Consider the following 11499-nt stretch of genomic DNA (forward strand, 5'->3'; position numbering starts at 1 on the left):
AGTTTGAGGGTGGTAAAAAGCGGAAGGTCAGCCGCGCCGCGACCACGCGAGGACGAGCGCAAGAAGGGGGAGCGCAAGCAGGGCGGCAGCCGCAGCATCGCGCAGGCCATCGCCGGTCAACCCGATGACGAGGCCGGCAACGCTTGCCACAAGCAGGGCCAGCGGCATCGCCAGCACGCTTCGCGCGGGCGACCGCGGGCGGCGGGGCCGGCGCGCGGCAGATGTCATGCGGCAAGCTCCTGCCGGCGGCCGGCGATCGCGCCGGTGGCGATCTCCTCGACGCGGCGGTCGACCTGACCCGATCCGCGCCGCAGCCACAGCGCCAGCCCGGTCCACAGCACCCAGATCGTCAGCAGCGTCATCGCCGCCCAGATCAGTTTCAGCGCCAGCCCGCCATAATCGCCGAAGTGCAGCGGCTTGGACAGCATCAGCGCCTGGTTGGCCAGCGGCATGGCCCGCGCATCGACAAGCGCGCCGCTCCGCGCATCGACCAGCGCCGGGGTCAACAGGTTCTGTGTCAGCGGGCGATCGCCCTGAAAGAAGATCGCGTAATGCTGCGGCGTGCTCCACGCTCCGCCGGGAAAGCCGATGAACTGCGGCGAACGGCCGGGCAGGGCGGCCTGCGCGCTCTGCATCGCGGCGTCGAGCGACCCGTAGCGCGCCGGATCGAGCTGCGGCTGTTCGGCATAGCGCGCGGTCATCCGCGCCAGTTCGCCGTCGCGCCAGCTCTCGGTCAGCGGGTCTGCCAGCGCGTTGATCACTCCGGTCAGCCCCACCACCAGCGCCCAGCCGAGCGTCACCACGCCGACCAGGTTGTGCCGGTCGAGCGTGCGGACTCGCCGGTTGCGGGGTTCGCGCAGGGTGCCGAAGGCCAGCCGCCGCATGAAGGGCACGTAAAGCACCATGCCCGACACCAGCGCGGCGACGAACAGGAACCCCATCGCGCCCAGAAACAGCATTCCGGGCAGGCCGAGGAACAGGTCGGTATGCAGCGTCAGGAGGAAATCCATCACCCCGCCGGTGGGCGCCGGGCCAAGCGCTTCGCCCGTGGAACGGTCGAGGAACAGCAGGGTCATCGCCTCGCCCGGCGCATCGGGCGCAGGGCCGGTGGTGACGGTGATCAGCGGGCTGTCCTGGCTGAAGGCCATGAACAGCGGCACCTCGCCCGGGCGTTGCTCCAGCGCACGCGCCAGGATGGCATCAAGCGGCAGCCCGTCCGCCGCCGATGCCGGGCCGGCCAGCGAGGCCTCGTAATCCTCGCCCAGCAGGGCATCGATCTCGTCATGGAAAATGAGCGGCAGGCCGGTCAGGCAGAGCATCAGCAGGAAGCCGGTCGACACTAGGCCGGTCCATTTGTGAATCAGATACCAGAACCGGATGCTGCGCCGCGTCATGCGGAGGCGCCTAAGCCGGTCACCACAGTTCGTCAATGCGAATAGTTCGCAATAGCAGAAAGAGATGACGGGAAACCGTGCCGCCCTCGCCGGTTCAATGATCGAGGAAGGAATGCCTGATGTCCGAAAACCGCAAGCCGCCCAATTTCATGCTGATCGTGGTAGACGACATGGGCTACTCCGATTGCGCGCCGTTCGGGGGCGAGATCGCCACCCCCAACCTCGCCCGGCTGGCCGATGCCGGGGCGCGGTTCCGCGGCTTCTATGTCTCGTCGCTGTGCGCGCCAACCCGCTCGCTGCTGCTGACCGGGGTCGACAATCATCAGAACGGGCTCGGCGTCATGCCGCCGATGCACCGCATGAACCAGTTCGGCCAGCCGGGCTATGAAGGCACGCTAAACCGGCAGGTCGTCACCCTCGCCGAGGTGCTGCGCGATGCCGGCTATGCCACCCTCTTCGCCGGCAAATGGCATCTGGGCAAGAACGAGGGGGAGCGGCCCGAACATCGCGGGTTCGACCGGGTCTTTTCCCTCCTGGGCGGCGGCGCCAGCCATTTCGACGATGTTCTCCCGCTGGCCGAAAGCGAGCGGCCACAAACGCTGTATGACCACGATGGCCGCGACGTGACCAACAGTCTGCCGGAAGGGTTCTATTCGACCACGCACTATACCGACAGGATGATCGAGTTTCTGTCGGATGCCGGGACCGAGCGCCCCTTCTTCGGCTATCTCGCCTACACCGCGCCGCACGATCCGCTTCAGGTTCCGGACGAATGGTTCGAGACGTACCGCGGCCGCTACGATGGCGGGTATGACGCGATCCGGGCCGAACGTCATGCGCGGATGCAGACGATGGGCCTGATCCCTGCCGACTTGCCGGTGAACGAGGGCAGCGGCCAGTTCCCACGCTGGACCGAGCTTTCCGACGAGGAACGGGTCAGCCAGTCGCGCAAGATGGAAATCTATGCCGCGATGATCGAACTGTTCGACGAAGGCATCGGCCGGGTAATCGACCACCTCAAGGCGAGCGGCCAGTACGACGACACCGTTTTCGTCTTCATGTCCGACAACGGCGCCAACCCGAAGGAACCGCACTTCTACACCAAGTCGACGCCCGAGGAGATCGACCGCGCATACGACAACAGCCCGGCGAACATAGGGCGCAAGGGCTCGTTCGTCTCGATCGGCGCGGGGTGGGCCGAGGTCTGCAATACGCCGCTGTCCTATTTCAAGCTGACCACCAGCGAGGGCGGCGTGCAGGTGCCGCTGATCGTATCCGGTCCGGAGATCGCGCGCCGCGGGATCGTGACCGACCAGACCCTGCATGCGACCGATATCTTTCCGACGTTTCTGGACTATGCGGGTATCGCCCGCCCCGACACCTACCACCGGGGGCAGCCGCTGGCCCCGCTCTACGGCAGGTCATGGCGCCCCTATCTCGAAGCGACCAGCCACCAGCCCGTTCGCGGGCCGTTCGATGCGATCGGGTTCGAGATGATCGAATGCAAGGCGGTGATCAAGGGCGGCTGGAAGCTGCTGTACATGGCGCCGCCCTATGGCAACGACGAATGGTTCCTGTTCAACCTGCACGACGATCCCGAGGAAAAGGTGAACATCGCCGAACGCCATCCGCGCAAGTTCGACGAGATGATGGCCGAATGGACCGCCTACGCGCGCGCGGTCGGCTATATCGAGGCACAGGGCAAGGCGGCGCTGGAGGAGATGTCGTCTGAGGAGTTCTTCACTCGCTACGGCATCTCGGGGCGCTGACCCGTCCCCGCCGCCCCTACATCGGCCTGACCTCGACATTGTCGAGCTTGAGGCGGCGGGCGATCGCCAGCAGGATGACGATGCCGAGCGTGTTGACCAGCGTCACCAGCACGAAGACCTGCGGATCCTCGAAGCTGTTGACCGCGATGATCATCGCGGCGGCAGTGTTGCGCTGCGCCGTGGCGAGCGCGCCGACATCCTCGAGGTGATCCTTGCCGCGGCCTGCCAGATAGCCGATCCCGAAGGCGGCGACGATGAACACCAGTCCGATGGCCAGCGCCCCCGAACGCACGATCGGCATCATCGAGGGCAGGTAGCCCAGAATGGTCCCGCCGATCACCACGTAGAGCGCGATATTGCCGATCCGGGCTACCCACGGCTGCACCGTGCGCGCCAGTCCCGGCGCAAAATGGGCAAAGGCACCGCCGACCACCAGCGGCAGCAGCAACTGCCGTGCCAGCGTCCACGCCATCGCGCCGGCATCGACCTCGACCGAGGGGAGCAAGACCGGCAGCACCAGCGGCACGATCGCGATCGTCGCCAGCACGAGGACGATGAGCGTCACCGCGCCCAGCGCCATGTCGTGTTCGCTGGTCGCCACCAGCTTGATCAGGAACGGCGCGCCGGCGCACAGCGAAAACACTGCCAGGCCCGCCATCATCGCCGGTTCCAGCGGCCAGACCTGCAACAGCAGATACATCATCAGCGGCGCCCCGACGAAGTTTGCCAGCACCATCTTGATCATGAACCGCCATTCGCGGCGATAGGAGAGGAACTTCAGGGGGTCCTGCGTCAGCCCGACATTGGCGATGGTGGCGAAGATGAAGACCGGCAGCGCCCACTGGCTGACGAGGATCATGAATTCAGCCACGCGGACATCCCTGTTGGGTCACTCCTGAGAAGGAGCCATGCCGTCAATCAACGCGCGGGGGCTGGCACGGCTCCCGGCCCGCCCCTCCGCCTCCGCCGACGCCGCCGCCGATCTACAGCAGCCATTCGATCGGCAACAGCGAGAGGATTTTCACCCAAGCCCGTTGCAGCGGGCTGGTGCCCGGCTCGCTCGAATGGCGCGCCTCGCGCCCTCCGACGCGTTCGATCCAGACCAGTTCGCCCGCCGGGGTCAGGCGCACCTCGTAGGCCCGCCGGGGGATTTCCCACCACAGTCCCTCGTCGATCCGCCGTGCGAGCGACGGGCTGCGGATGACGAAACCGAGTTCGGTATTAAGGCGCGCCGAGCGCGGGTCGAAATTGAACGAGCCGACGAACACCCGCTCGCCATCGACGGCAAAGGTCTTGGCATGAAGCGCGGTGCCCCCGCCGCCGGCCGCAGACCCCGAACTGCCGCTCCCGCTGCCGCCGCTGCCGCTTGCCGCACCGCCGTCATCGCTGACATCGCTGCCGGGAACCGAGCCGGGTTGCTCTTTCTTCAGTTCCCACAGCTTCACGCCCGCGGCGAGCAGGCCCTTGCGGTAGGGCGCGTAGCCCGCGTGGACCAGGGGCACGTCGGTCGCGGCGAGGGAATTGGTCAGGATATCGACCTTCACCCCCCGCCGCGCCAGCGCGCCGAAAGCCGCCTCGCCCTGTGCGGTCGGCACGAAATAGGCCGATACCAGCGCGAGCCGCTCGCTCGGCGCCTCGAGGATGTCGTCCAGGCGCGAGATCAGGAACTGGGCCGGTTCGGCCAGACCCAGCCCCTTGGCCGGGTGATCGGTCACCATGCGCACCTGTGTCCAGTCGAGCGGCAGCGTCCCCCCGGTCAGCTGATCGACGATCGCCAGATCGCGCACCGCCGCAAGATATTGCTGCGCCGCCGGATCGCGGGCGACCTCGTCCGCCCGTGCTGCAACCGCGCCGATCGCGCCGTCGGGCGCTGCGGGCAGGATGCGGCTGGCCGGATAGGCGGACGCGCTGGCCCAGTATTGATCGAACTGGCGCGATACCTCGCCCACCACCGGCCCCACCGCCAGCACATCGAGATCGGCGAAGGCGGCCCCCTCGCCGGCACCGAAATAGGCATCGCCGATGTTGCGTCCGCCCACGATGGTGGCCTGATTGTCGACCGTCAGCGACTTGTTGTGCATGCGCCGGTTGAGCCGCGGAAAATCGGTAAGAAAGCCGACGAAGCGTGGACTGCGGATGACGAAGGGGTTGAACAGCCGGACCTCGATGTTCGGATGGGAATTGAGCGCGGCGAGCGTCGCATCGAGGCCCTCGGTGGTGTTGTCGTCCTGCAGCAGGCGGACCCGCACCCCGCGCTCCGCCGCGGCACGCAGCTCGTCGAACAACAGGGTGCCGGTCAGGTCGTCGGACCAGATGTAGTACTGGGCATCGATGGAGCGTTCGGCGGCGCGCATCATCAGTGCCCGCGCGGCGAATGCCCCCGGCCCGTCGGACAAGGCGAGGATGCCCGACTGCCCCGGATGGCGGGCGACGCGCGGCGCAATCGCCCGGCCAAGCCGCGTATCGCCCGTATCGGTCAGCGCGAAGGATTGCGGCCGCTCGGCAAGCGAGGGCAAGGTCGATGCTGCGCGCAGGGCGAGCCACGCGCCCAGTGCGGCAAGGACAACCACCGCGATCACTTTCGCAGCCCTCATGCCCGCGGCAACCGGCCGACACGGCGGCGCGCCGGGGGGCGGCCGGGACGGGATCGTTCATCAACAATCGGCATCGCTTCGGCCCTTTCTCGACGCGGCGGGCGGGCGGTACCACAATTTGCTCGCCGGCTGCCTGCCTTGCCTACCAACGCTTAAGGCCCGTCCGGCTATCCCGCGTCCTCGGACCCGCAGGTTGCCAGTCACGCAGGGAGGGACCGGGAGTTCGATCCCGGGCAAGGTCATCAGCGCCCCCGCCTCGCGCTGGCATCGTGATACCAGTCGTCCGGCCGCCGCGGCCGCCATGGCGCCAGCAGCCGGGCAGCGATGTTGGCGAAGAGATAGAGCATTCCGCCGACCAGGTAACCCGGCCGCATGATCAGCCGCAGGATCGCCGCGCGCTGCCCGGCCACCCGGGGGATGGCGAACCCGCGCGCGGCGAGTTCCCGCTCGCCCTGCAGCCAGCGGGTCCGCACCATTATAAAGGGCCACAGCCGCCTGGGCGGGCGCACCACGGCCTCCACCTCGGGCACGATGGCCTTCTCGCCCGGGACGACCTGGCTTTCGATGAAGGTGTCGTCGGCGATGACCTCGGGAAACTCGCCCCACCGTGCGCGGACGTCCTCGGTAATGCCCAGGACGTTGTGATAAGCCCCTTGGCGCCAATGCGGCAGTTGCGCGGCAAAGCGGTAGAGCAGCCTCGTCGCCCGGCTGGCCCCCGCAAGATCGAGGCGCAGGCGCGGCGCCACAAGTCTTGTGCCATGGCTCAGGCGCTGCGCCAACCGGCACAGGTCCGCCCCGCCGATCTCCACATCCGCATCAACGTAAAAGCGCGGGAACGCGGTCACGTGCCGCTCGCCGGTGCGGATCGCCGCGGCCTTGCCCTTGGGCGCGAGGAGGATCAGCGCCCGTGCCCCGACGGTTTCGCGCAGGATCGCCTCGCTCCGGTCGGTGCAGCCGTTGCACACGAACACGACCTCGGCTCCCGGGGGAAGCCCGTCCAGCAGGGCGGCGCAGCGTTCGGCCAGACCCGTCTCCTCGTTGTAGACGGGGACGACGACGCTGAACGCCGGCGCGTTCACCAGGCCATCCGTTTCCAGATCTTCCATCGGCGCATGATCCGGTCCCGCCAGATCCGCGGGCGGCGCCGGTATCCGTCGCCATACCACGGCATCAGCCGCAACCCGTCGTCACCGCGATGGCGGTAGTAGTTCGGCACGGGGTGGAAATTGCGCATCTTGAGATGGAAGATATCGTAGGCCGAACCAGCCTGCGGGGGGACCAGCCAGCGCCAGTCGCCCGCCACCCGCCGGGCCGCCCGCTGTTCGCGGTTGTAGAACACCATGTACTGGTGCGCCGCGGTGTGGTGGTCGACGATGGTCACCCCCGCCTCGCCATAGGAATGCAAGACCGCGCGGTTAAGTTCGGTCAGCGCCTCGTCCTTCCACAGCGGGTTGGACGGATCGCGGGGTATGGCCAGCGCATCGGCCACCTGCGGCAGCAGGTCGTAGCGCCGGGCGTCGGCAAAATTGCGCGAGGCGATCTCGGTGCCCATGTAGAACCCGTTGAACGGGGCGCAGGGATAATCGATGCCGCCGATGGTCAGGATCATCCCGCTGACCACGGGGACCGAATACCACCGCAGGCCCAGCGCCGCCAGTCCATCGGCATGGGGGTGGCGGATCGCCACTTCGCGCACGGCGCCGGGGCGCAGGTCGACCTTGATCCGCCGCCCCTGCCGGTCGCGAATGAACCAGGGAAGAAGGTCGAACGGTCCCGGCTCGTCTTGCGGGTGCCAGCCCATCGAGATCGCCGTCATGGTGTCCTCGATGTTCTGCCGGTCGCCGATCCACCCCCCGCCTGCGGTGCGGTGGCAGGCGTAACGGCTGATCTGGTCGCTTTCGATCCACGCGGGAATGTCGGTCCCGCGCACCGGATCGAAGATCGAGATGATCGAGCGGATCCGGCCATCGGCATGAGCGTCGCGCAGATGCCGGTCCATCCGTTCGGCGATGCCGTCGGGATCGCTGGTCCCGCGGCAGTCCACCACTTCGAGGCTTTCCCAGAACAGCCGGCCGATGCAGCGCGCATGGTTGCGCCACGCCACCCGCGCGCCATAGGCCAGTTCCTCGGGCGTGTGTTCGTAATGGTCGGCGCGGGAAAGCTCGCGCCGCACCTCCTGCCAGCGCCGCGCCCTGCCCGCCGCCCCGGTGCCCACCGCATCGTGATAGCTGTCGAGAAAGGCGCGTGCCTCCTCGCGCCGTTCCAGCGAAGAGAGGCGCCGCAACCGCCGTTCCAGCGGCCCGCCGAACGCCGCGCTGGCGGTGCGGAAACGCGAAAGATGCCGGCGCATCACATCAGCCCGTCGAACTGGCGTGCAGCATCGCGCAGCGGTTGGCGGTTGATCTGGTACACGATGCGCAGCGCCCGCGCCTTGGCCCGCCGGTAGGCCTTCGAGCGGTCGCCATGGCGCTCGTAAAGCGAGCGGCCGCGCCGCTGGTCGATCCGCCGGACCTGGAGGGTGGCTGCGTCCGGGTCGGACCGGGTGACCGCATCCCATATTGCGGTGCCGGGGGTCAGGGTGAAGTCGTTGAAGCGAATGCGATCGATCGCATGAGCGTGCGCTTCGAGGAAATCGGCGGTCGCTTCCATGTCGGCGGCGGTTTCGCCGGGATAGCCCTTGAACATGGTGCAGCGGACCGACAGGCCGGCCTCGTGCGCGTCGATCAGAAAGCGGCCGTTGCGCTCGACGGTGCAGCCCTTGCGCATGGCGTCGAGCATCCGCTGGCTGCCGCTCTCGAGCCCGAACGATACACGCCGCATCCCCCCTTCGACCGCAAGCTCGAGATCGGCGCGCGACAGGCCGTTGTCGGGCCGCTGGTCGACATGGACGGTGCCGACCCATTCCGCGCCCTGCACGTATTTGCCGAGCGAGCCGGCGATGCCGCGGATCATGCCGGGCCAGGAATTGAGCTTGAGGTCGAGGAACAGGAAATTGCTGGTCGCATGGCGTCGCGCCTGTTCCTGCATCTCCAAGAGGACGCTTTCGACGCTGCGGGTCCGGAAGGTGCGACCCGAGACCGAGATGATATCCGAACAGAAGGTGCAGCTATCCCACTGGCAGCCCCGCCCGGTCATCACCGGGACGATGCGGGCGGGGTAGCGGTCCCACGGGAAATCGCGGAAATCGGGGATCGGCACGTCCTCAAGAGGGCGCAGCGGCGGGGCCGCCTGCGAACGCGAACCATCGGGCAGGACGACGCCGGGAAAGTCGAGCAGGTTCGCGCCCGACAGGATCGCCCGCACCAGCGGGCCAATATCCCGGTCCATCTCCGCGCCGACCACCGCGCCAACCCCGTCGATCCGGCGCCATTGGTCCGCCACCTCGCCTCGATTGAACATCGGGCCGCCCAGAAGGACGAAAATGCCGCGCGCCTTGGCCGCTGCAGCGATCGCGCGCACGGTTGCGAACTGCTGCAGATATGCGGATAGCAGGACGATCCGCGGCCCCCGCGCAAGGGCGCGTGTCACCTCGCGCATGACGACGGTGCCGGGGCGTTCCAGATGACCGGCCCGCGCCCGGCGGGCAAGATCGCGGATGCCCGCGGTTCCGGGAAGATCCGCCAGATGCACCCGCCGCATCAGGTGGTCGGCCAGCGTTTCCTGCCGCTCACGCTCGGCCGCCGGCGCATCGAATGCCAGAGGCGAGAGCACTTCGGTATCGATCCCGGCATTGCGCAGGCTGGCGGCGAGGATACCGATCGCAAGGGTCGGGAAATTGGCGAAGATGTTGAGGTCGACCAGCAACACCCGCTCGTCGCGCAGGGCGGTGCCAGAGCCGCGCGGCGGCGTCACCTGTTCGGACCGCGCAACCCTGTCGATTCGTCGAGACATGAAAGCGCGACCCCGGTGAACGATGCGACGGCTCCTGGTGGCAGAAGCCTTCTCTCCCACCCGTCACCATACCACGTGCGCCAGTTGCGACAAACGTTACCGATTGCAACAGGCGCGAATTGGGTTCCGCCCGCCGCTCTCGATCTGGTACGGCCTGCACCCGGTCGCGCCGCGCGGCATCCGGAGAGGGAGTGCAACATGCCGCAATCATCGCTTCCCGCCCGGCTGGTGTCCAAGGCCCATCTGTGGCTGCTGGCCCGCAACGAGATGACGAGCGAGCGCCTGCGCGAAACCTATCGGCAACGGTTCGCGGTCGATGTCGGCCTCTATTCCTACGGCTGTTTCAGTGAACACCGAATCCGCGGGCCGGTGCGGATCGGCCGCTATTGCTCGTTCGCCCGCACCGCGCGGATCGTCGATGCCGACCATCCCATCGGCTTCCCCTCCTCGCACCCCTATTTCTACGATCCGGCCTTCGGCGTGGTCGGCCAATCGCGGGTGCACAGCCGCCTCCTCGTCGTCGAGGATGACGTCTGGGTCGGGCACAATGCGGTGGTCCTGCCGGGCTGCGCCCACATCGGACGGGGTGCGATCATCGGTGCCGGCGCGATCGTCACGCATGACGTGCCTGCCTACAGCATCGTCGCCGGCGTCCCCGCCCGCAAGGTTCGCGACCGGTTCGGCGCCGCCGAAGTCCGCGCCATCGAGGCGTCGGCATGGTGGACCCACGAACCGCGGCAGGCGGCCAGCATCCTTTCGGACCTCGCGGCAAGCGCAAGCGAAGCTGCCCCCGCAAATGCCCGCCCGGACATTGGCCGTCCGCTCACTTGAGTGCGGCCCGGATCAGGCCGGGGCAGGCTTCATCGGCCCCTTCGCATCGGCCTCGGGGACCCGGCGTTTGCACTCCGCCTGCCTCGCTGCGCGTTTTCGGTTGCCCCGCCGCGGGTTGCAGGCGATTGATCGCACATGGGATCGGTCGAGGGGGAACCGGACAGCACGCTGGTATCCGCTGCCGCCGGCGGCGACCGTGCGGCCCTCGCCCGCTTGCTGGAACGTCATTACGAGCGCATCCGGTCGCTCGCCTGGCAGGTGACCGGTTCGCGCAGCGATGCCGACGACATTGCGCAGGAGGTCTGCTGCACTCTCGTCACCAAGATCGCGGACTTTCGCGGCGAGGCGAAGTTCACCACCTGGCTGTTCGCGATCGTGCTCGGCCATTGCAGCGCCCATCGCCGGCGCAGCAGTGCGATCCGGCGTCTGACGCAGGGGTTGGGAGTGATCGTCGGGCTGGCCGCCGCGCCGGACGGACGCGACGCCTATGACGCCGCCTGGCTCAAGAGCGCGATCGCCAGGCTGAAGCCCGACCTGCGGGAGACGGTCGCGCTGGTGGTGGGCCAGCAGCTCACCCATGGCGAGGCGGCCGAGGTGCTCGGCGTGGCGGAGAGCACCGTATCGTGGCGGATGCACGAGGTCCGCAGGCACCTCGCCGGCCCCGGCAGGCCGGCGCCATGATGCGTGGAGCGAAAAATATTTCAACCAGGGTCCAAGGATTTCCGGGCGAGCTGCCTCTCAGGGTCATGCGGTCGATCATGCGCTGCAGCCTGGAAGGAGAATTGCATATGAGAAGGATGCCAAACCTGATCGTGGCCGGCATGCTGGGGGGCCTCTTGGCTGCCTGCACCGCAGCGCTGGAGGACAGGACCGCCCCGCCGCCCGAAGTGGCCGACGCCCGATCGCCCGCTGCGGATGCGAAGGGCGCCGAAGAGGCCAGCCCGCAGGTCGTGGTGACGGGCTCCTTGGCAAGCGGTCGCCGAGCGACGCCTGCCGCACCCGCCGCGGCCCCACCAGATG

The 11499-nt window shown here is 68.0% G+C and carries 11 protein-coding genes; 4 read left to right on the top strand and 7 right to left on the bottom strand.

Annotation, left to right across the window (positions count from 1 at the left end):
- Nucleotides 1–27 precede the first annotated feature (27 nt).
- Both ACHFFA_RS10425 and ACHFFA_RS10430 read right to left on the bottom strand, forming a co-directional pair.
- Complete coding sequence (locus ACHFFA_RS10425) at nucleotides 28–228, bottom strand: hypothetical protein (RefSeq protein ID WP_394270781.1); 201 nt, start codon at nucleotides 226–228, stop codon at nucleotides 28–30.
- Nucleotides 225–1394, bottom strand: coding sequence for a PepSY-associated TM helix domain-containing protein (locus ACHFFA_RS10430; protein ID WP_394270782.1), 1170 nt, complete (start codon nucleotides 1392–1394; stop codon nucleotides 225–227). Before ACHFFA_RS10430 ends, ACHFFA_RS10425 begins: the two co-directional genes overlap by 4 nt.
- Nucleotides 1395–1513: 119 nt before the next feature.
- Here ACHFFA_RS10430 and ACHFFA_RS10435 point away from each other — a divergent pair, with 119 nt between their 5' ends.
- Complete coding sequence (locus tag ACHFFA_RS10435) at nucleotides 1514–3163, top strand: arylsulfatase (RefSeq protein WP_394270783.1); 1650 nt, start codon at nucleotides 1514–1516, stop codon at nucleotides 3161–3163.
- Between the two features lie 16 nt (nucleotides 3164–3179).
- Here ACHFFA_RS10435 and ACHFFA_RS10440 read toward each other — a convergent pair whose 3' ends face one another.
- The 5 genes from ACHFFA_RS10440 to ACHFFA_RS10460 form a co-directional block, all read right to left on the bottom strand.
- Nucleotides 3180–4034, bottom strand: coding sequence for a bile acid:sodium symporter family protein (locus ACHFFA_RS10440; RefSeq protein WP_394270784.1), 855 nt, complete (start codon nucleotides 4032–4034; stop codon nucleotides 3180–3182).
- 112 nt (nucleotides 4035–4146) lie between these two features.
- Nucleotides 4147–5757 carry a phospholipase D family protein gene (locus ACHFFA_RS10445; protein ID WP_394270785.1) on the bottom strand — a complete coding sequence of 537 codons (1611 nt, stop codon included), beginning with the start codon at nucleotides 5755–5757 and terminating at the stop codon, nucleotides 4147–4149.
- A gap of 242 nt (nucleotides 5758–5999) precedes the next feature.
- The gene (locus ACHFFA_RS10450; RefSeq protein WP_394270786.1) at nucleotides 6000–6863 is read right to left on the bottom strand and encodes a glycosyltransferase; all 864 of its coding nucleotides are present in this window, start codon (nucleotides 6861–6863) and stop codon (nucleotides 6000–6002) included.
- Nucleotides 6833–8107, bottom strand: coding sequence for a nitric oxide synthase oxygenase (locus ACHFFA_RS10455; RefSeq protein ID WP_394270787.1), 1275 nt, complete (start codon nucleotides 8105–8107; stop codon nucleotides 6833–6835). The genes ACHFFA_RS10450 and ACHFFA_RS10455 overlap by 31 nt, the downstream gene beginning before the upstream one ends.
- Nucleotides 8107–9609 carry a B12-binding domain-containing radical SAM protein gene (locus ACHFFA_RS10460; RefSeq protein WP_394270788.1) on the bottom strand — a complete coding sequence of 501 codons (1503 nt, stop codon included), beginning with the start codon at nucleotides 9607–9609 and terminating at the stop codon, nucleotides 8107–8109. Before ACHFFA_RS10460 ends, ACHFFA_RS10455 begins: the two co-directional genes overlap by 1 nt.
- A 237-nt stretch (nucleotides 9610–9846) precedes the next feature.
- Here ACHFFA_RS10460 and ACHFFA_RS10465 point away from each other — a divergent pair, with 237 nt between their 5' ends.
- From ACHFFA_RS10465 to ACHFFA_RS10475, 3 genes are all read left to right on the top strand, one after another.
- Nucleotides 9847–10479 (top strand): CatB-related O-acetyltransferase, encoded by a 633-nt coding sequence (locus ACHFFA_RS10465; RefSeq protein WP_394270789.1) that lies wholly within the window; start codon nucleotides 9847–9849, stop codon nucleotides 10477–10479.
- 135 nt (nucleotides 10480–10614) lie between these two features.
- Nucleotides 10615–11160 (top strand): RNA polymerase sigma factor, encoded by a 546-nt coding sequence (locus ACHFFA_RS10470; protein WP_394270790.1) that lies wholly within the window; start codon nucleotides 10615–10617, stop codon nucleotides 11158–11160.
- A gap of 107 nt (nucleotides 11161–11267) precedes the next feature.
- Nucleotides 11268–11499, top strand: a 232-nt coding sequence (locus tag ACHFFA_RS10475; protein ID WP_394270791.1) for a hypothetical protein, incomplete at its 3' end; no start/stop codon positions are given.

Origin of the sequence: Qipengyuania sp., from assembly GCF_043423005.1 — a bacterium.
GTDB lineage: Bacteria > Pseudomonadota > Alphaproteobacteria > Sphingomonadales > Sphingomonadaceae > Qipengyuania.

Excerpts from the sequence above, each read along its gene's own strand:
- ACHFFA_RS10425 (WP_394270781.1), bottom strand. The coding sequence starts at position 228 with ATGACATCTGCCGCGCGCCGGCCCCGCCGCCCGCGGTCGCCCGCGCGA.
- ACHFFA_RS10430 (WP_394270782.1), bottom strand. The coding sequence starts at position 1,394 with ATGACGCGGCGCAGCATCCGGTTCTGGTATCTGATTCACAAATGGACC.
- ACHFFA_RS10435 (WP_394270783.1), top strand. The coding sequence starts at position 1,514 with ATGTCCGAAAACCGCAAGCCGCCCAATTTCATGCTGATCGTGGTAGAC.
- ACHFFA_RS10445 (WP_394270785.1), bottom strand. The coding sequence starts at position 5,757 with ATGAGGGCTGCGAAAGTGATCGCGGTGGTTGTCCTTGCCGCACTGGGC.
- ACHFFA_RS10450 (WP_394270786.1), bottom strand. The coding sequence starts at position 6,863 with ATGGAAGATCTGGAAACGGATGGCCTGGTGAACGCGCCGGCGTTCAGC.
- ACHFFA_RS10455 (WP_394270787.1), bottom strand. The coding sequence starts at position 8,107 with ATGCGCCGGCATCTTTCGCGTTTCCGCACCGCCAGCGCGGCGTTCGGC.
- ACHFFA_RS10465 (WP_394270789.1), top strand. The coding sequence starts at position 9,847 with ATGCCGCAATCATCGCTTCCCGCCCGGCTGGTGTCCAAGGCCCATCTG.
- ACHFFA_RS10470 (WP_394270790.1), top strand. The coding sequence starts at position 10,615 with ATGGGATCGGTCGAGGGGGAACCGGACAGCACGCTGGTATCCGCTGCC.